Source organism: Pseudomonas sp. B21-047, assembly GCF_024748775.1.
Classification (GTDB): domain Bacteria; phylum Pseudomonadota; class Gammaproteobacteria; order Pseudomonadales; family Pseudomonadaceae; genus Aquipseudomonas; species Aquipseudomonas capeferrum.
The window spans coordinates 5421773-5440033 of record NZ_CP087169.1 but is presented as its reverse complement, the minus strand read 5'-3'; the positions used below and the strand labels follow the sequence as shown (position 1 = coordinate 5440033).

Here is an 18261-nt window from a genome sequence, read left to right as displayed (position 1 = left end):
CCTGCTCAAGGCCAGTAAGAGGAGGCTGTTCAGGCCTGCGCCGAGCTTAACAGGTGCGCTTCGATATCCTTGCGCCGCGCCCCCAGCGACAGGCGCAAGCCCGGGTGGCGCAGACACTGGCGCAACTGTTCGGGCTCGATGCGGCCGTGGCGCGCATTGAAGTTTTCCAAGGCTTTGTCCCACCAGGCCGATGCACAGGCGCGGTCGAATTCATTGGGGTAGGGGTAGCTGCCGTAAAGCAATTCGCGGGCAAACTGCCGCTCGTTTCGGGGCAGGGTCAGGCTCAGTGCCTTGTAGCCCAAACGGTGCAGGGTTGGCGGCCGTGGCAGTTGATCGTTGACCCGTGCGACATCGGCCAGCGCCGCCTCGCCAAGCGGCGCATCGCCGTGCTTGCGTAGCCAGGCCTGGATCTTGGCGCGAAACTGGGCTTTGCGGCTCCAGTAGTGGTGAATGACGTCGGTGCATTCGGCCACCTTCAGCCTGCGGTAGGCCGCCACCGCCAGGCAGAACTCCTCCAGGGTGTAAGCCTCGCGGGCCAGTGGGTAGAACTCGTCCATCATGGCGATGGAGTGGTCCAGGGTCGGCGCGTCTTCGGCGCTGAGCCCGATCACGCCAGAGTTGATCAGCGGCATCTGGCAATCGGCCAGGCCTCGGCTCTGGAGAACGGCCATCAGGTTCTTGTACAACGGGCACTTCTGGTTGGCGCCGTAGCGGCCACCGATGGCGTTGCACAGCAGTTGGCCGGGCTTGACGCGCTCGAACAGGCGCATCGGCGATTGCCGGAAGAAGGTGTCGGTATCGATCAGTATGGCCAGTGGGTGCTGCTCGAGCACCTGGCGGAGCAGCGCGTGCTTGCTGCGAAAGTGATAACCGTGGGGCGCATTCCACGCTGTGCGCGTGGCTTCGTCGAGCAGATGCACCGTGACCGGCAGCTTGGCATACGGCGCTGGGTTGTCGGTGTAGACCTGGATGTCCAGGGCCTCGTCTGCCGACCGGCCCAAGTGGGCAAGGGCACTGACGATGCTGAAGCAGGCTTCCTGATGGTAGGTGGCCGGGCCGAAAGCCAGGTAGACGAGCTGAGGGCGCGATGGCTGGGGATGCTGCATGTCAGGCAAGACCTGTTTAACCCGAAATAAATAAGGCCTTAGTCTATGACCAAAGCCTTAATCATTTCTTAAGCAGATATTGCCAAGAAGTTTCAGCGAGGCAGCTTCAGGTTGTTCCAGATCGCAAGGCTCGCTTCGGCCTGGTTCAACGTATAGAAGTGCAGGCCCGGTGCGCCGCCTTGCAGCAGCTGTTCGCACATGCGGGTGATCACTTCTTCGCCGAATGCCTGGATACTGGCGGTGTCGTCGGCATAGGCTTCCAGTTGCTTGCGGATCCAGCGCGGGATCTCGGCGCCACAGGCGTCGGAGAAGCGTGCCAGCTTGCTGTAGTTGGTGATCGGCATGATGCCGGGCACCACCGGGATCTCGACGCCCAGTTTCTGCGCACGCTCGACAAAGTAGAAATAGCTGTCGGCGTTGAAGAAGTACTGGGTGATGGCGCTGTCGGCACCGGCTTTGACCTTGTGCACGAAGTTGGCAAGGTCGATCTCGAAGTTGCGCGCCTGCGGGTGCATCTCGGGGTAGGCGGCCACTTCCAGGTGGAAGTGATCACCGGTTTCCTGGCGGATGAACTCGACCAGGTCGCTGGCATAGCGCAGCTCGCCGCTGGCCATGCCCATGCCCGAGGGCAGGTCGCCGCGCAGGGCGACGATACGCTTGATGCCCGCTGCCTGATATTCGGCCAGCAGGCTGCGCAGCTCTTCTTTGCTATCGCCAACGCACGACAGGTGCGGCGCGGCAGGTACCTTCACTTCACTTTCCAGCTGCAGCACGGTGTTCAGCGTGCGGTCGCGAGTAGAGCCGCCGGCACCGTAGGTGCAGGAGAAGAAGTCCGGGTTGTAGGTGGCCAGCTGGCGGGCAACGCCCATCAGCTTTTCGTGACCGGCATCGGTCTTGGTCGGGAAGAATTCGAAGCTGTAGCGGCGTTCTTGTGACATCACTCTTTCCTCAAGCAGCAAGCTGCTAGCGGCAAGCTGCAAGTAAAAGCCAGATCGGTGATGGCCGATCTGGCTTGGCATCGTTCAAGATCGTTAGTGCATGAACCACAAGCGACAGCGGCACGGGGCGCCTTTTCTTGCCGCTTGCAGCTTCAAGCTTGCCGCTTATCAGTAGCGGTAGGCGTGCGGCTTGAACGGGCCTTCGACAGTCACACCGATGTACTCGGCTTGCTGCGCGGTCAGTTTGGTGACGACGCCGCCGAAGCCGCGGACCATTTCCAGGGCCACTTCTTCGTCGAGTTTCTTGGGCAGCACTTCAACGGTCAGGCGCTCGGCTTTCTTCTCGGCCGACAGGTCGGCGTACTTCTGCTCGAACAGGAAGATCTGGGCCAGCACCTGGTTGGCGAACGAACCGTCCATGATGCGGCTTGGGTGACCGGTGGCGTTACCCAGGTTCACCAGGCGGCCTTCGGCCAGCAGGATCAGGTAGTCGTCGTTTTGCGGGTCGAAATCGCCAGCGCCGGTACGGTGGATCTTGTGTACCTGCGGCTTGACCTCTTCCCAGGCCCAGTGCTTGCGCATGAAGGCGGTGTCGATCTCGTTGTCGAAGTGGCCGATGTTGCACACCACGGCGCGCTTTTTCAGGGCCTTGAGCATGTTGGCGTCGCAGACGTTGACGTTACCGGTGGTGGTGACGATCAGGTCGATCTTGCCCAGCAGGGCCTTGTCGATGCTGGCTTCGCTGCCATCGTTGATGCCGTCGATGAACGGCGAGACCAGCTCGAAGCCGTCCATGCACGCCTGCATGGCGCAGATCGGGTCGACTTCGGTGACCTTGACGATCATGCCTTCCTGACGCAGGGACTGGGCCGAGCCCTTGCCCACGTCACCGTAGCCGATCACCAGGGCTTGCTTGCCCGACAGCAGGTGGTCGGTGCCGCGCTTGATGGCGTCGTTCAAGCTGTGACGGCAGCCGTACTTGTTGTCGTTCTTGCTCTTGGTTACCGAGTCGTTGACGTTGATCGCCGGGACTTTCAGCTCGCCCTTGGCCAGCATGTCCAGCAGGCGGTGCACGCCGGTGGTGGTTTCTTCTGTCACACCGTGGACGCGGTCCAGCACGGCCGGGTATTTCTTGTGCAGCAGCTCGGTCAGGTCGCCGCCGTCGTCGAGGATCATGTTGGCGTCCCATGGCTGGCCATCCTTGAGGATGGTCTGCTCCAGGCACCACTCGTACTCTTCCTCGGTTTCACCTTTCCAAGCGAACACAGGGATACCGGCGGCGGCGATGGAGGCAGCGGCCTGGTCCTGGGTGGAGAAGATGTTGCAGGACGACCAGCGCACCTCGGCACCCAGGGCAACCAGGGTTTCGATCAGCACGGCGGTCTGAATGGTCATGTGGATGCAGCCCAGGATCTTCGCGCCTTTGAGCGGTTGCTCGGCGAGATACTTACGGCGCAGGCCCATCAGTGCAGGCATTTCCGATTCGGCGATGATGGTTTCGCGACGGCCCCAGGCGGCCAGGGAGATGTCAGCGACTTTGAAATCGGTAAAACCAGCAGGCGTGTTTACAGCGCTCATGAGAGCCTCCATTCGTAGTGTGCGAATGGGCGCCGTTGTGCGTTGAGCGTCCGCAGGAGCGGACAACGCCCCATCCGAGCCTGACAGGTCTAGCCTGCTGCAGCGCCCCTCGGACAGGTGGCGGGCATGGCCCCGCGGCGGGTGGCCATGTAAAACGGCACAGATTATAGCCGTGACCGGGACCTTCGCCCAAGGTTTTCTGTCGATTAATCGAGACGATAGTCGATGTTCAATGGAGCGGTGACGGCGGCTCTGCCATCATGAGTACACGTTAGCCAAGCAGGTCAGGAGTACAGATGAACTTTCACACTCGCAAATGGGTAAAACCCGAAGACCTCAACCCCAATGGCACCCTGTTCGGTGGCAGCCTGTTGCGCTGGATCGACGAGGAGGCGGCCATCTACGCCATCGTCCAGCTGGGCAACCAGCGTGTGGTGACCAAGTACATGTCGGAGATCAACTTCGTCAGTGCATCGCGCCAGGGCGACATCATCGAGCTGGGTATTACCGCAACCGAGTTTGGCCGTACCTCGATCACCCTCAAGTGCGAGGTGCGTAACAAGATCACCCGCAAGAGCATCCTGACGGTCGACAAGATGGTCTTCGTCAACTTGGGTGAAGATGGCCAGCCAGCGGCGCATGGGCGGACCGAGATCAAGTACGTGCAGGACCAGTTCCCGGATTCTGCGGTGGAGTGAAAACCCGGGGGCCGCAAAGCGGCCCCGTGGTTTTTCAGGGTTGGGCGCTGACCTTGCGCACCACGCGGCCAATGCTCAGCCCCTGCACCAGGATCGACGACAGCACCACGATATAGGTGATCGACAGCAGCAGGTCACGCTCTTCGCCCAGCGGCAGCGACAGCGCCAGGGCCACCGAAACCCCACCGCGCAAACCACCCCAGGTCAGCACCCGCACAGTGCCTTTGGGGACCGGGCGCCAGCGCCGCAGCAGCACGATTGCCGGGGCCACGGTCAACAGCCGCGACAGCAGTACCGCCAACGCCAGCACGCTACCGGCCGCCAGGTGCATCCAGTTGAACGGCAGCAGCAGAAGCTCCAGGCCGATCAGCGCGAACAGCAAGGCGTTGAGCATGTCATCGATCAACTCCCAGAAACCGTCCATGTAGCGACGGGTCATATCGTTCATCGCCAGGTTGCGCCCCATGTTGCCGATGATCAGGCCGGCCACCACCATGGCGATCGGCGCCGAGACGTGCAGCTCGTAGCACATCGCCGAGCCACCGATGACCAGTGCCAGGGTCAGCATGACCTCGACTTGGTACTGCTCGATGCTCTTGATCATGCGGTAGGTGGCGTAGCCGATCAGGCCGCCGAATACCACGCCGCCAATGGCCTCACGGGCGAACAGCACCGCCGTGTCGTAGGCACTGGGGGTTTCGCCCAGCTGGATGATGCCCAGCAGCACGGTGAACACCACGACTGCGGTGCCATCGTTGAACAGCGATTCGCCGACGATGGTGGTTTTCAGGGGCTTGGATGCATTGGCGGTACGCAATGCGCCGAGCACGGCAATCGGGTCGGTGGGCGAAATCAGCGCGCCGAACAGCAGGCAATAGATCAGCGGCACCTGCCAGCCGAACATCGCGAACACCCAATGCGACAGGTAGCCGATGACCACGGTTGCGATCAGCACGCCGATAGTGGCCAGCAGGCCGATCGGCCAGCGATAGCTGCGCAGGTCCGAGAGGTTGACGTGCAAGGCGCCGGCGAACAGCAGGAACGCCAGCATCCAGTGCATCAGCAAATCGTTGAAGTCGATCTGGTTCATCAGGCCTTCGACGCGTTCTTCCAGGCCAGGGAAGCCGATCAGGCTCAGGCCCTGCAGCATCAGGGAGAACAATAACGCGGTGACCATCACGCCAATGGCGGGTGGCAGGCCGATGAAGCGGTAGTTGACGTAGGTGAGGAGGGTGGTGAGGCAGATAAACGCGGCAACTAATTCAAGCATCCCGAATCCTGTAACAGTGGCTTCCAAGTCGTACCCGAATGGCTCGGGCAGTTCTTTGATGACCTGGCGAGGGGTTCGGGACACACGATTTGACCGGAATTGTTGGAATCGTTCCGGATGTGTTGGGTTTAGGGCGTGTTGGGGCTGTCAGGTGCATGCCTTTAGGGCTTTTGCGCCTATGAGATCGAGCGCCGCGCGGGCGGTGCTCGATCTCATAGGCGCTGAAGAACTTTCGTCTTGCACATGCCAGACTGCGCCCATCTGAAGGCGATATATTCAGGCCTCAATTACGTCACAAGGACCTCACGGCGTGTTGGCAACTTCCCTGGTACTGGTCGCCGCCTTGCTGCATGCGACCTGGAACACCCTGATCAAATTCAGCGGCGAGCGCCTGTTGGTGATCGCCAGCATGGACACCGTCGCACTGGCCTTCGCCGTGCTCGCCGTCGCCTTCGTCGAGGTGCCCCCCGCTGAAATCTGGCCCTGGCTGATCGCCTCGGCGCTGGCTGAGCAGCTGTACCGTTTCCTGCTGATCCAGGCCTATCGGGTCGGTGACCTGGGGCTGGTCTATCCTCTGATGCGTGGCTTGTCGCCGTTGGTGGTGCTGGGGCTGACCCTGGCGTTTGCCGGGGAGTCACTGAGCCAGCAGCAGATCATCGGCATCCTGCTCATCCCTTGCGGCATGGCGTGCCTGCTCTGGCAGGGGGGAGGGGGTGATCGCCTGCCGTGGTCGATGTTGCCGGTAGTGGCGCTGATTGGCCTGTGCATCGGTTGCTACACCTGGTTCGATGGGCAGGCGGTGCGGCTGTGGGGCAAGCCGTGGGACTACCTGGTATGGCTGACCTTGCTCAGCGCCTGGCCCTTCCCGCTGCTGGCCAGTGTGGCGCGGCGGGCACCCTTCGTGCTGTTCTGGCGAACCCAATGGCGGCTGGGGTTGGCCGTTGGGTTTTGCGTGTTGTTCAGTTATGCCCTGGTGCTGTGGGCCATGCACCTGGGGTCGGTGGCCGAAGCGGCAGCGTTGCGAGAGTTGAGCGTAATTCTGGTGGTGCTGTTTGGCATGCGCTACCTCAAAGAACCTTTTGGCGGGCCAAGACTCCTAGCTTGCGGGCTGGTACTGGCAGGCATGCTGGTAATGAAGCTCTAACCCGATTATTGAACAAGGAGTCCTGTCCATGACCGTTGCCCTGTGGTGCATCCTGATCGCGCTGGCACTGCCGCCGCTTTGTGCGTTGATCGCCAAGGTGAGCAGTGGCCGTTTCGGCCTCAAGGACAATCACGACCCGCGCGCCTTCCTCGATACGCTATCGGGCCTGCCGCGCCGTGCCCACGCCGCGCAGCAGAACAGCTACGAGGCGTTTCCGGCATTTGCGGCGGCCGTGCTGGTGGCCGATATCGTCGGCAATGCCGAACAAGTGACGCAGGACGTGCTGGGCGTGATGTACATCACCAGTCGGCTGCTCTACATCATCTGCTACCTGGCGGACTGGGCGGCGTTGCGCTCGCTGGTGTGGTTTGCCGGGTTGGCGCTGATCGTGTCGTTCTTCGTCGTTTCGGCCTGAATCGTCGCCCTTTTCGCGGGTAAACCCGCTCCCACAGGGGCCATTGCGATCCCTGTGGGGGCGGGTTTACCCGCGAAGCATTCAGCACCGTATCAAAGCACTTTCGGCACTTCAGGCAGCGGTTTGCCTTTCGGCCACAACATCCAGATCTGCCCCTGCTGTTTCATGTTACCGGCCAGCTCGCCTGCCTCAGGCCCGGTGCCCCAGAACAGGTCCGCACGCACTTCGCCAGCAATGGCTCCGCCCGTATCCTGAGCGCCTACCGGCCGCACCACCGGCGTACCGTCCGGGCGCGTGGTCGACAACCAGAGCAGGCTGCCCAGCGGAATCACCTTGCGGTCGATTGCCACACTGTACCCTGCCGTCAATGGCACATTGAGCGAGCCGCGCGGGCCTTCGTTGCTGTCGGGGCGGGTGCTGAAAAACACGTAGCTGGGGTTGCTGGCGAGCAATTCCGGTACTCGCTGTGGGTTGGCCTGGGCCCAGGCGTGAATGGCGCCCATGCTCACCTCTTCCTTCTTCAATTGGCCCTGCTCCACCAGCCAGCGGCCTATCGGCCGATAGGGGTGGCCGTTCTGGTCGGCGTAGCCCAGGCGCAGTTGGCGGCCATCTTCCAGTTGTACCCGGCCCGAACCCTGGATCTGCAGGAACTGCAGGTCCATCGGGTCGGTCAGCCAGGCCAGCACCGGTGCCTTGACGCCCTCACGGTTGATCACCTCGGCGGTGTCGTAAGGCTTGAGCACGCGACCGTCCAGGCGCCCACGCAAGCGCTTGCCCTTGAGCTCTGGGTACACGCTGGCCAAGTCGACCACGATCATGTCGTCGGGCACGCCGTAAACTGCGACGTGGTTGGCCTCGGTAGGCTTCAGGCTGCCGGGGTAGACCGGCTCGTAGTAACCGGTGATCAGGCCGTTGGCATTGTTTTCGGCCGAGCGCAGGCCATAGACCTGCAGGTTCTGCTGCAGGAAGGCGCGTATCTGCAGGGCATCGTCGGGCACGCTGGCAGCGGCCTCGCAGGTGGCGGCCCAGACTGTGTCGCGCTTGAGCTTCTCGCAACCATTACGCCACGCGTGGAAGCCGGCAACCAGGTCGGCGTCGCTGACGCTGGGCAGGTCCTGCCAGGTGGCGTTGGCATAGGTGGCAATGGCATGGGGCTCTGGCTTGGCGCTTTCGCCGCCGTTGCAGCCGGCCAGCAGGGCCAGCGCCGGGAGTGTCCAGGCCAGGTGGCGCAGGGCAGATTTCATGTGGGGCTTCCTGTCACGGGCGAAGATGAATATTCGCCCCTGTTTTTTATGTGGCTATTGGTGTTTGGCCCCTGGGCAGCGATACTGGCTGCCCATTTTCGTAGGCCGTAGTGACCGTGATGTTCAAGCGATTGACCGTTGTTCTGCTCGCAGCCCTGGCCCTGAATGCCTGTGACCGTGTTGACCCGAATTCGCCGTTGGGCAAGCGTAAGGTGATCTTCAAGGACATGCTCAAGGCCAGCGAAGACCTGGGCGGCATGTTGCGCGGTCGTTTGCCCTTCGACGGGGTGAAGTTTGCCGAGGGGGCCGTGAAGCTCGACACCCTGTCGCAGCAGCCGTGGCAGCACTTCCCGCAGGCGCGCGATGGCGGCGACAGCAGTGCACGAGCAGCGGTGTGGGAGCGTCAGGCGCGTTTCCATGACCTTGCCCGGCAACTGGAGGGCGTGACTGGCGAGCTGGTCGATGCGACTCGGGGCCAGCCGCTGGACGCTGCGCAATTGAAAGGGCCGATGGACAAGGTCGAGGCAGCATGCAAGGCCTGTCATACCGAGTTTCGCAATCATTGAGGGTAAATGCCCTGGCTCCATCACCGGGAAACCGCTGATGGAGCCAGGGCAGGCAGCATAAGCAGGGCCTGTCAGCGGTCCAGTTCGTCCACTGCTTCCTGCAGTTCCTTCCGGGACTCTGCGAGCTTGTCTTTACGCTTGTTTATCTTTTCGGCGTCGCCTTTTTTCTCGGCTTTCTTCAGGTCTTTTTCGCGCTGTGCGACTTCATGACGTGCATCGAGCACTTTTTGTTCGCGCTCTTTGCGCAGGCTGTTATCGGTGCAGTTTTTTACGCCTTCCAATGCCTGCTCGAGCCCAGCGACCTGGTCGCTGTTGCCATGTTCACGGGCAATCTTCAGCTGGTTCTCGATCGCGCTGCGTTTGGCGTCGCAACCGGTCAGGCCGGCATCTGGCTGGGCAGCCTGCACCGCGCCAGCAGCCAGACCAAGGGTTGCGAGCAGGAAAAGAGTCGAAATACGTTTCATGAAAAGCCTCCTGAACGGGGCGGGCAGAAAAGTTGGGGGAAATCCTGCCTTGGTTTTGCCTATTTAGAAACCCTTGTTGGTTTTTTCTGGTCGATATTCAGACTTTCCTTACATGGATTTTGGTAATAAATCATTGCGCGGGGGCTTTGTCGCTGAATTGGAATGCGTTGACGCCGGCCTCGTTCAACCGCACTGCGATGGCTCGTACCTCGTTGGCCATGAAAAACGCCTCAAGCTGATGCGCGCGTACGGCGCCGATACCCGGCAATGCTCGCCAGTCACCGGCAGTACGCAAGGATAGCTGAGCCCAGTCACCTTCCAGTTGCATGCCGCCGGGGGCGGGTACGCCAAGCGCCCGCAGCCATCGGGCAAAGGGTTGTGACCGCGCGCCCTCGAAGCTGTTCACCAGCTGTGCGGCCATCGCTTCGCTGATACCTGGCACCTCACTCAGGCGCTGGGCATCGAGGTGCAGCCAGTCAGTCATCGAGGTAACCACCCCCGCATCGACCAGGCGCCGCCACGTACCTGGCCCGGTGCGTGGCATGGCCAGCCCCTGCTTGCCACTGAGCCATGTGAGCCGTGCGATGAACTGCTCGTTGCAGCCATCGCCTGCGTGCCAGCAACTGTGCGGGTGATAGCGCCCTGGCGGCGGCACCTCCACCGGCTGGCGCACGGCCGCGCGATGCACCACGCGCTCGAAACGCGGGATGGTCAGCCCTGCCAGGCTGATTGCCACCTGGTCACCCGGGGCAATGTCGAGGTGCTGCCAGCGGGCCAGTGACCCCAGGCTTACCTGGGTGATCAGCCGGTCGTCCAGTTTGACCGGTTGAAGCTGCAGCACCGGTGTGATCCTCCCGGTGCGGCCGACCCGCAAGCTAACTTCGCGCACGTCTGCCAGGGCTTGGGCGTAAGGGTGTTTCCAGGCTGCGAGCCAGTAAGGGGCCTTGGCCTGCCAGCGCTCGGCGGGCGGCCGCGTACCCTGGCGCAGAATCACGCCATCGGTGGCGAAGGGCAGGGGTGAGCGGTACCAGTGCTGGCGCCAGTGCGCGGCTTGGGTGGCGGAGTCGATCGCGATGCTGTAGCGCTGGCTGTCTGGGAAGCCCAGTTGCGCCAGTTGCGAGACCCGTTCGGCCTGGCTAACGGGGCCTTGTGGCCAGTCCCAGACGAACAAGCCGATGCCGGCCCCTTGTTCCACGCTGAACTGCTTGCGGGCGAGCAGCCCGGCCACGGTCCCGCGCGCATTGGCGCTGCCAGCCTGGGCTTGGATATGTGCGCCCAGGCGCAGGTACAGCTCACCTTGCAGCACCAGGTCGCGCGCTTGGGGCAGCTGCCGCGTGATGGCGCCGAGCCGAGGGATATGGCGACTCCAGTCGTGCCCTTGCACCCCATCACCGCGGCTCAGCAACTGCACCAGCTGCCCCTGCCGATAGCGAACGGAGACCGCCACGCCATCGACCTTGGGCTGTATCCACAGGCCCGTCTTGCCAGCCATCCAGCGGCCAACGGCCTGCTCGTCGGCGAGCTTGTCGACGCCGGTATGCGGGATGGGGTGGGGGACCGGGCCACGTGCAGTCGCCAGGGGGTCAAGACCTGCCAGCAGGCCGAAACATTGCTGCAAGTGGTGCAGGCGTTGTCGGCTTTGGTCATACAGCTCATCTGCCACCAGCGCGATGCCCAGGCGGTGGTAGTGGTCATCCCATTGGGCAAGTGTGTCGCGCAGGTGGGCAACTTCGGTTTCGGCTTGTTGCATGGGCCAGTCGGGGCATGACGCGGCCTTTGCCAGCGAGGCCTGCAGTGAGAGCAGCAGTGCAAATAGCAGTATGAACGGCATGGCCAGCATCCTTGCATGGCGGGAGGAGCCTTCAGCCTAGGCAGGTAGCGCGCTGGTCGCTGTGAGCAGTTGTCAGTCGATATGTCACAACGCTCACGGCGAAAACCTGAAAAGCAAAAGCCCCTGCCGATCGCTCGGCAGGGGCTTTCGTTTACCGCTGTAGGAAAATTACAGCCCGGCAGCGTCACGCAGCGACTGGGCGCGGTCGGTGCGCTCCCAGGTGAAGGTGGTGAAGGTGTCGTCGCCGACAGTCTTCTGCTGTGGCGTGCGGCCGAAGTGGCCGTAGGCAGCGGTTTCCTGGTACATCGGGTGCAGCAGGTCGAGCATCTTGGTGATGGCGTACGGGCGCAGGTCGAAGCACTCGCGCACCAGCTGTACGATCTTCTCGTCCGAGACCTTGCCGGTACCGAAGGTGTTGATCGAGATGGACGTCGGCTGGGCCACGCCGATGGCGTAGGACACCTGGATCTCGCAGCGCTCGGCCAGGCCGGCAGCAACGATGTTCTTGGCCACGTAGCGGCCGGCATAGGCGGCCGAACGGTCGACCTTGGACGGGTCCTTGCCGGAGAACGCGCCACCACCGTGACGGGCCATGCCGCCGTAGGAGTCGACGATGATCTTGCGCCCAGTCAGGCCGCAGTCACCCACCGGGCCACCGATGATGAAGTTGCCGGTCGGGTTGATGTGGTACTGGGTGCCCTTGTGCAGCAACTCGGCCGGCAGGGTGTGCTTGACGATCAGCTCCATCACCGCTTCCTGCAGGTCTTTTTGCGACACCTCAGGGTTGTGCTGGGTGGACAGGACGACGGCATCGATACCGACCACCTTGCCGTTTTCGTAGCGGCAGGTGACCTGCGACTTGGCGTCCGGGCGCAGCCACGGCAGCAGCTTGGACTTGCGCGCTTCGGCCTGGCGCTCGACCAGGCGGTGCGAGAAGCAGATCGGCGCCGGCATCAGCACGTCGGTTTCGTTGCTGGCGTAGCCGAACATCAGGCCCTGGTCGCCAGCGCCCTGGTCTTCCGGCTTGGAGCGGTCGACGCCTTGGGCGATGTCTACCGACTGCTTGCCGATGATGTTCATCACGGCGCAGGTGGCGCCGTCGAAGCCGACGTCGGAGCTGTTGTAGCCGATGTCGATGATGACCTTGCGTACCAGCTCTTCGAGGTCGACCCAGGCGGAAGTGGACACTTCGCCGGCGATGATGGCGACACCGGTCTTGACCAGGGTTTCGCAGGCTACGCGGGCGTATTTGTCCTGAGCGATGATGGCATCAAGGACAGCGTCCGAAATCTGGTCGGCGATCTTGTCCGGATGCCCTTCGGACACGGACTCGGAGGTGAAAAGGGAGTATTCGCTCATCTCGAAGGGTTCCTAAAATTTACCGATGGTGTATGTCGCCAGTCGCCCGCTGAAAGTGGCGGACCTGTATCTGGAAACCGTTACGCAAGCCCACGTAGAGGCTGTCCCCGGGGACCAGCCCGGCAACGTTGGCCCAACGGGCCAGGTCGTCCTGTTCGAAGCCCAGCCAGAGGTCGCCGCAGGCATCCCGCGCCCACCCCTGGTCATGGCTGCACAGTTCGGTGACCAGCAGGCTGCCGCCCGCTTTCACCCGTTTGGCCAGCAGGCGCAGGGCCAGGGCCGGGTCGCTGAAATGGTGCAGGACCATGTTCAGCACAACGCAGTCGGCTGCCACATCCGTTGCATCCAGTGCATCGGCCAACTGCAGGTTCACATTGTCCAGGCCTTCACGCTGGCAGACCTGGCGGGCCAGCTCGAGCATGGTCGGGCTGTTGTCCAGCGCGGTCACCGTGCCGAAGCGCCGCGCCAGGTCCGGCAGGAAGCCGCCGTCGCCGGGGCCTACCTCCAGTGCACTGGCAGCCGGGCCGAAATTGAGTTTGTCGAGCATGGCCAGCAGGCTTTCGCGGTACTGCGGCAGGCCGGCGATCAGGTCTTGCTGGGCGCGGAATTTTTCTTCCACGCGCTGGAAGAAGTCCTGGCTGGTGGCCGCACGGCGCTGCTGCACCTGGGCGATACGTGCCTGTACCGCCGGTGGCAAGGTCAGGTCGTCGACCTCCTCGAGCAGCGCCGTGTGCAGGCGCCCGCCAAGGCGCAGGCTGTCGGGCAGGGCGCGGCGGTAGAAGATGGCGTTGCCTTCGCGGCGGGTAGCCACCAGCTCGGCCTGGGCCAGTACCTTGAGGTGATGGCTCATGCCGGACTGGCCGATGTCGAAGATTTGCGCCAGTTCCAGTACGCCAAACGAATCGCTGGCCAGTGCACGCAAGACATTCAGGCGCAGCGCATCGCCACTGGCTTTGCACAGGGCAGCCAGTGTGTCGCTTCGCTCGGGGATCGATTGCGCACGGAGGTTCATGGGGCGGCAGTCTAGACAGGCATCGTTGCCCCCGCAAGACCAATATCAAAAAGTTTTGATATTGGCGATGAGCTGCGAGTCGCAAGGCTCAAGCTGCAAGAATAGAGCGTTCCGCGCGCGGGTCTGCTTTCGCTTGCAGCTTAAAGCTTGCCGCTCGCAGCTTTAATGTTTGCCCCCAGCCCCCCCAGTGGGCGAAAATGACCGCCTTTTTTCGTTTCACTACTTATTCAAGCCCCAGGAGATCAGCGATGCCCAGCCGTCGTGAACGTGCCAACGCCATTCGTGCACTCAGCATGGATGCCGTGCAAAAGGCCAACAGCGGCCACCCAGGTGCCCCTATGGGCATGGCGGATATCGCCGAAGTGCTTTGGCGCGACTATCTGAAGCACAACCCGAGCAACCCGAGCTTCGCCGACCGTGACCGCTTCGTGCTGTCCAACGGCCACGGCTCGATGCTGATCTACTCGCTGCTGCACCTGACCGGCTACGACCTGTCGATCGACGACCTCAAGGCCTTCCGCCAGTTGCACAGCCGTACCCCGGGCCACCCGGAATACGGCTACACCCCGGGTGTCGAGACCACCACCGGCCCGTTGGGCCAAGGCCTGGCCAACGCCGTGGGCTTTGCCCTGGCCGAGAAAGTGTTGGGCGCGCAGTTCAACCGTGACGGCCACAACATCGTCGACCACAACACTTACGTGTTCCTCGGCGACGGCTGCATGATGGAAGGCATCTCCCACGAAGTCGCCGCTTTGGCTGGCACCCTGGGCCTGGGCAAGCTGATCGCGTTCTACGACGACAACGGCATCTCCATCGACGGTGAAGTCGAAGGCTGGTTCACCGATGACACGCCCAAGCGTTTCGAAGCCTACAACTGGCAGGTGATCCGCAACGTCGACGGCCACGATGCCGAAGAAATCAAGATGGCGATCGAGACCGCGCGCAAGAGCGAGCAGCCGACCCTGATCTGCTGCAAGACCATCATCGGCTTCGGCTCGCCGAACAAGCAGGGCAAGGAAGACTGCCACGGTGCCCCGCTGGGCAACGACGAAATCGCCCTGGCCCGCAAAGCACTGAACTGGAACCACGGCCCGTTCGAAATCCCGGCCGACATCTATGCCGAGTGGGACGCCAAGGCCGCCGGTGCCAAGGCTGAGGCCGAGTGGAACCAGCGCTTCGACGCCTACGCCAAGGCACACCCGGAGCTGGCTGCCGAGTTCAAGCGCCGTGACAGCGGCGAGCTGCCGGCCGACTTCTCGGAAAAGGCCCAGGCCTACATCAATGAAGTCGCTGCCAAAGGCGAGACTATCGCCAGCCGCAAGGCCAGCCAGAATGCCCTGAACGCTTTCGGCCCGCTGCTGCCTGAGTTCCTCGGCGGCTCGGCTGACCTGGCCGGTTCCAACTTGACCCTGTGGAAAGGCTGCAAGGGCGTCGAAGCCCATGACGCCAGCGGCAACTACGTGTACTACGGCGTGCGCGAGTTCGGCATGACCGCGATCATGAACGGCGTTGCCCTGCACGGCGGCCTGGTGCCTTACGGCGCGACCTTCCTGATGTTCATGGAATACGCCCGCAATGCAGTGCGCATGTCGGCCCTGATGAAGCAGCGCGTGATCCACGTCTACACCCACGACTCCATCGGCCTGGGCGAAGACGGCCCGACTCACCAGCCGATCGAGCAGCTGACCAGCCTGCGCAGCACGCCGAACCTGGACACCTGGCGCCCAGCCGACGCGGTCGAAGCGGCCGTGTCCTGGAAAAACGCCCTGGAGCGCAACGACGGCCCATCGGCGCTGATCTTCTCGCGCCAGAACCTGCAGCACCAGGACCGCGACGCCCAGCAGATCGCCGACATCAGCCGCGGTGGCTACATCCTCAAGGACTGCGCTGGCGAGCCTGAGCTGATCCTGATTGCCACCGGTTCCGAAGTGGGCCTGGCGGTTCAGGCCTTCGACAAGCTGACCGAGCAGGGCCGCAAGGTCCGCGTGGTCTCCATGCCGTGCACCAGCGTGTTCGATGCCCAGGACGCTGCCTACAAGCAGTCGGTACTGCCTCTGGAAGTGGGCGCGCGCATCGCCATCGAAGCTGCCCATGCCGACTTCTGGTACAAGTACGTCGGCCTGGAAGGTCGTATCATCGGCATGACCACCTACGGTGAGTCGGCCCCGGCCTCTGCCCTGTTCGAAGAGTTCGGCTTCACCCTGGAGAACATCCTGGGTACCGCCGAAGAGCTGCTGGAAGACTGATACAGGCAAAGTGAGGGCCGCAGGCCCTCATTCGCGGCACAAGGCCGCTCCCAGAGGATCTGCATAAACCGCAGTACCCTGTGGGAGCGGCCTTGTGCCGCGAATGGGCCGCATGGCGGCTCCGTTCAACCGCCGGAGTTCAAGAGCTACCTATGTCCCACCCGCGTCCCTACAAAGTTGCACTCAACGGTTATGGCCGCATCGGCCGCTGTGTCCTGCGCGCGTTGTTCGAGCGGGGGGCGAAGGCCGGTTTCGAGATTGTCGCGCTGAACGACCTGGCCGATCAGGCCAGCCTTGAATACCTGACACGCTTCGACTCCACCCACGGGCGTTTCCCCGGTGAGGTGAAGGTCGACGGCGATTGTCTGCATATCAATGGTGACTGCGTGAAGGTAATGCGCAGTGCCACCCCGGAAGGCATTGACTGGGCCGCCCTGGGCATCGACCTGGTGCTGGAGTGCTCCGGCGCCTACAACACCCGCGCCGATGGCCAGCGTTTTCTGGATGCCGGCGCGCCACGCGTGCTGTTCTCGCAGCCCATGGCCAGCGAGGCGGACGTGGACGCCACGGTGGTCTACGGCATCAACCAGGCGTGCCTGACCGGCAGCGAGCGCCTGGTGTCCAACGCGTCGTGCACCACCAACTGCGGCGTGCCGCTGTTGCGTGTGCTGGACCAGGCGTTCGGCATCGAATACGTGCAGATCACCACCATCCACTCGGCGATGAACGACCAGCCGGTGATCGACGCCTACCACCACGAAGACCTGCGCCGCACGCGTTCGGCGTTTCAGTCGGTGATCCCGGTGTCCACCGGGCTGGCACGCGGCATCGAGCGGTTGCTGCCGGAACTTGCCGGGCGAATCCAGGCCAAAGCGGTACGCGTGCCGACCGTCAACGTGTCGTGCCTGGACATCACCCTGCAGACCGCCCGCGACACCAGTGCCGCCGAGGTCAACCGGGTGCTGCGCGAGGCAGCGCTGGAAGGCCCGCTCAAAGGATTGCTGGCCTACACCGAGCTGCCCCACGCCAGCTGTGATTTCAACCACGACCCGCATTCGGCGATCGTCGATGCCAGCCAGACCCGTGTTTCCGGCCCCCGCCTGGTGAACCTGCTGGCCTGGTTCGACAACGAATGGGGGTTCGCCAACCGTATGCTCGACGTCGCCGAACACTTTCTGCACGTCGTTCACCCAACCCGCAACAAACAGCCCTGAAGGACTGCATTCATGACCGTGTTGAAGATGACCGACCTCGACCTGCAAGGTAAACGCGTACTGATCCGCGAAGACCTCAACGTGCCTGTGAAGGACGGTGTGGTAACCAGCGACGCGCGTATCCTGGCAGCGCTGCCGACCATCAAGCTGGCCCTGGAGAAGGGTGCGGCGGTAATGGTCTGCTCGCACCTGGGCCGCCCTACCGAAGGTGAATTCTCGGCCGAAAACAGCCTTAAGCCGGTCGCCGAGTACCTGAGCAAGGCCCTGGGCCGCGACGTGCCGCTGGTCGCTGACTACCTGGCCGGTGTCGAGGTCAAGGCCGGTGACCTGGTGCTGTTCGAGAACGTGCGCTTCAACAAGGGCGAGAAAAAGAACGCCGACGAACTGGCGCAGCAATACGCTGCCCTGTGCGACGTGTTCGTGATGGACGCCTTTGGTACTGCCCACCGCGCCGAGGGTTCGACCCATGGCGTGGCCAAGTTCGCCAAGGTTGCCGCCGCTGGCCCACTGCTGGCTGCCGAGCTGGACGCCCTGGGCAAGGCCCTGAAGGCCCCGGCCAAGCCAATGGCGGCCATCGTTGCCGGCTCCAAGGTTTCCACCAAGCTGGACGTGCTGAACAGCCTGAGCAGCGTCTGCGACCAACTGATCGTAGGTGGCGGTATTGCCAACACTTTCCTGGCCGCTGCTGGTCACCCTGTGGGCAAGTCGCTGTACGAGCCTGACCTGGTCGACACCGCAAAAGCCATCGCCGCCAAGGTCAGCGTGCCGCTGCCAGTCGACGTGGTGGTCGCCAAGGAATTCGCCGAAAACGCTGAAGCCACCGTCAAGGCTATCGCCGACGTTGCCGCTGACGACATGATCCTGGACATCGGCCCACAGACTGCAGCCAACTTCGCCGAGCTGCTGAAGTCGTCGAAGACCATCCTGTGGAACGGCCCCGTCGGCGTGTTCGAGTTCGACCAGTTCGGCAATGGCACCAAGGTGCTGGCCAAGGCCATCGCCGAAAGCCCTGCGTTCTCCATCGCCGGTGGCGGTGACACCCTGGCGGCGATCGACAAATATGGCGTCAGCAAGGAAATCTCCTACATTTCTACCGGTGGTGGTGCCTTCCTCGAGTTCGTCGAGGGCAAGGTACTGCCGGCTGTGGCGATCCTGGAAGAGCGGGCTAAAGCCTGA

16 protein-coding genes and 1 riboswitch are annotated in these 18261 nt (G+C 62.9%); of the genes, 7 read left to right on the top strand and 9 right to left on the bottom strand.

The window, feature by feature from the left end:
- Positions 1-29: 29 nt before the first annotated feature.
- The 3 genes from LOY26_RS24615 to ahcY all read right to left on the bottom strand — a co-directional run bounded on the left by LOY26_RS24615 (position 30) and on the right by ahcY (position 3622).
- A complete protein-coding gene (locus LOY26_RS24615; protein ID WP_186663497.1) occupies positions 30-1106 on the bottom strand; it encodes a hypothetical protein in 1077 nt (358 codons plus the stop codon).
- 92 nt (positions 1107-1198) lie between these two features.
- Positions 1199-2044: a methylenetetrahydrofolate reductase [NAD(P)H] gene (gene metF, locus LOY26_RS24610; RefSeq protein ID WP_186652837.1), complete on the bottom strand. Its 846-nt coding sequence runs from the start codon at positions 2042-2044 to the stop codon at positions 1199-1201.
- 168 nt (positions 2045-2212) lie between these two features.
- Complete coding sequence (gene ahcY, locus LOY26_RS24605) at positions 2213-3622, bottom strand: adenosylhomocysteinase (RefSeq protein WP_033701894.1); 1410 nt, start codon at positions 3620-3622, stop codon at positions 2213-2215.
- A 20-nt stretch (positions 3623-3642) separates the two neighbouring features.
- Positions 3643-3739, bottom strand: a riboswitch (S-adenosyl-L-homocysteine riboswitch).
- Between the two features lie 179 nt (positions 3740-3918).
- On the opposite strand from ahcY, the gene LOY26_RS24600 reads away from it, so the two are divergent.
- Positions 3919-4320 carry an acyl-CoA thioesterase gene (locus LOY26_RS24600; RefSeq protein WP_012312432.1) on the top strand — a complete coding sequence of 134 codons (402 nt, stop codon included), beginning with the start codon at positions 3919-3921 and terminating at the stop codon, positions 4318-4320.
- 34 nt (positions 4321-4354) lie between these two features.
- Here the strand turns inward: LOY26_RS24600 and LOY26_RS24595 are convergent, their stop codons facing one another.
- Entirely contained in the window at positions 4355-5590 is a 1236-nt protein-coding gene (locus tag LOY26_RS24595; RefSeq protein WP_033701893.1) for a sodium:proton antiporter, read from the bottom strand.
- A gap of 310 nt (positions 5591-5900) precedes the next feature.
- Here LOY26_RS24595 and LOY26_RS24590 point away from each other — a divergent pair, with 310 nt between their 5' ends.
- Positions 5901-6734 (top strand): EamA family transporter, encoded by an 834-nt coding sequence (locus LOY26_RS24590; protein WP_033701892.1) that lies wholly within the window; start codon positions 5901-5903, stop codon positions 6732-6734.
- 28 nt (positions 6735-6762) lie between these two features.
- The gene (locus tag LOY26_RS24585; protein WP_033701891.1) at positions 6763-7149 is read left to right on the top strand and encodes an MAPEG family protein; all 387 of its coding nucleotides are present in this window, start codon (positions 6763-6765) and stop codon (positions 7147-7149) included.
- Positions 7150-7241: 92 nt separating this feature from the next.
- On the opposite strand, the gene LOY26_RS24580 is transcribed toward LOY26_RS24585, so the two are convergent.
- On the bottom strand, positions 7242-8393 hold the full coding sequence (locus LOY26_RS24580; protein ID WP_033701889.1) for a murein transglycosylase A: 1152 nt from the start codon (positions 8391-8393) through the stop codon (positions 7242-7244).
- A 119-nt stretch (positions 8394-8512) separates the two neighbouring features.
- Between LOY26_RS24580 and LOY26_RS24575 the strand changes: the two genes are divergently transcribed.
- On the top strand, positions 8513-8959 hold the full coding sequence (locus tag LOY26_RS24575; protein WP_186652833.1) for a cytochrome c: 447 nt from the start codon (positions 8513-8515) through the stop codon (positions 8957-8959).
- Between the two features lie 71 nt (positions 8960-9030).
- Here the strand turns inward: LOY26_RS24575 and LOY26_RS24570 are convergent, their stop codons facing one another.
- The 4 genes from LOY26_RS24570 to LOY26_RS24555 all read right to left on the bottom strand — a co-directional run bounded on the left by LOY26_RS24570 (position 9031) and on the right by LOY26_RS24555 (position 13625).
- Positions 9031-9423: a DUF1090 domain-containing protein gene (locus LOY26_RS24570; RefSeq protein ID WP_186652831.1), complete on the bottom strand. Its 393-nt coding sequence runs from the start codon at positions 9421-9423 to the stop codon at positions 9031-9033.
- A gap of 130 nt (positions 9424-9553) precedes the next feature.
- Complete coding sequence (ligB, locus tag LOY26_RS24565) at positions 9554-11254, bottom strand: NAD-dependent DNA ligase LigB (protein WP_258714200.1); 1701 nt, start codon at positions 11252-11254, stop codon at positions 9554-9556.
- 168 nt (positions 11255-11422) lie between these two features.
- Positions 11423-12613, bottom strand: coding sequence for a methionine adenosyltransferase (gene metK, locus LOY26_RS24560; protein WP_033701884.1), 1191 nt, complete (start codon positions 12611-12613; stop codon positions 11423-11425).
- A gap of 19 nt (positions 12614-12632) precedes the next feature.
- Entirely contained in the window at positions 12633-13625 is a 993-nt protein-coding gene (locus LOY26_RS24555) for a metalloregulator ArsR/SmtB family transcription factor (protein ID WP_033701883.1), read from the bottom strand.
- Between the two features lie 248 nt (positions 13626-13873).
- Between LOY26_RS24555 and tkt the strand changes: the two genes are divergently transcribed.
- The 3 genes from tkt to LOY26_RS24540 all read left to right on the top strand — a co-directional run bounded on the left by tkt (position 13874) and on the right by LOY26_RS24540 (position 18261).
- Positions 13874-15871, top strand: a complete 1998-nt coding sequence (tkt, locus tag LOY26_RS24550) for a transketolase (protein ID WP_033701882.1) — start codon at positions 13874-13876, stop codon at positions 15869-15871.
- A gap of 152 nt (positions 15872-16023) precedes the next feature.
- Positions 16024-17085, top strand: coding sequence for an erythrose-4-phosphate dehydrogenase (epd, locus tag LOY26_RS24545; RefSeq protein ID WP_033701881.1), 1062 nt, complete (start codon positions 16024-16026; stop codon positions 17083-17085).
- A 12-nt stretch (positions 17086-17097) separates the two neighbouring features.
- The gene (locus LOY26_RS24540; protein WP_186652829.1) at positions 17098-18261 is read left to right on the top strand and encodes a phosphoglycerate kinase; all 1164 of its coding nucleotides are present in this window, start codon (positions 17098-17100) and stop codon (positions 18259-18261) included.

Coding starts and splice junctions, on each gene's coding strand:
- LOY26_RS24615 (WP_186663497.1), bottom strand. CDS start 1,106: ATGCAGCATCCCCAGCCATCGCGCCCTCAGCTCGTCTACCTGGCTTTC.
- metF (WP_186652837.1), bottom strand. CDS start 2,044: ATGTCACAAGAACGCCGCTACAGCTTCGAATTCTTCCCGACCAAGACC.
- ahcY (WP_033701894.1), bottom strand. CDS start 3,622: ATGAGCGCTGTAAACACGCCTGCTGGTTTTACCGATTTCAAAGTCGCT.
- LOY26_RS24600 (WP_012312432.1), top strand. CDS start 3,919: ATGAACTTTCACACTCGCAAATGGGTAAAACCCGAAGACCTCAACCCC.
- LOY26_RS24595 (WP_033701893.1), bottom strand. CDS start 5,590: ATGCTTGAATTAGTTGCCGCGTTTATCTGCCTCACCACCCTCCTCACC.
- LOY26_RS24585 (WP_033701891.1), top strand. CDS start 6,763: ATGACCGTTGCCCTGTGGTGCATCCTGATCGCGCTGGCACTGCCGCCG.
- LOY26_RS24580 (WP_033701889.1), bottom strand. CDS start 8,393: ATGAAATCTGCCCTGCGCCACCTGGCCTGGACACTCCCGGCGCTGGCC.
- LOY26_RS24575 (WP_186652833.1), top strand. CDS start 8,513: ATGTTCAAGCGATTGACCGTTGTTCTGCTCGCAGCCCTGGCCCTGAAT.
- LOY26_RS24570 (WP_186652831.1), bottom strand. CDS start 9,423: ATGAAACGTATTTCGACTCTTTTCCTGCTCGCAACCCTTGGTCTGGCT.
- ligB (WP_258714200.1), bottom strand. CDS start 11,254: ATGCCGTTCATACTGCTATTTGCACTGCTGCTCTCACTGCAGGCCTCG.
- metK (WP_033701884.1), bottom strand. CDS start 12,613: ATGAGCGAATACTCCCTTTTCACCTCCGAGTCCGTGTCCGAAGGGCAT.
- LOY26_RS24555 (WP_033701883.1), bottom strand. CDS start 13,625: ATGAACCTCCGTGCGCAATCGATCCCCGAGCGAAGCGACACACTGGCT.
- tkt (WP_033701882.1), top strand. CDS start 13,874: ATGCCCAGCCGTCGTGAACGTGCCAACGCCATTCGTGCACTCAGCATG.
- epd (WP_033701881.1), top strand. CDS start 16,024: ATGTCCCACCCGCGTCCCTACAAAGTTGCACTCAACGGTTATGGCCGC.
- LOY26_RS24540 (WP_186652829.1), top strand. CDS start 17,098: ATGACCGTGTTGAAGATGACCGACCTCGACCTGCAAGGTAAACGCGTA.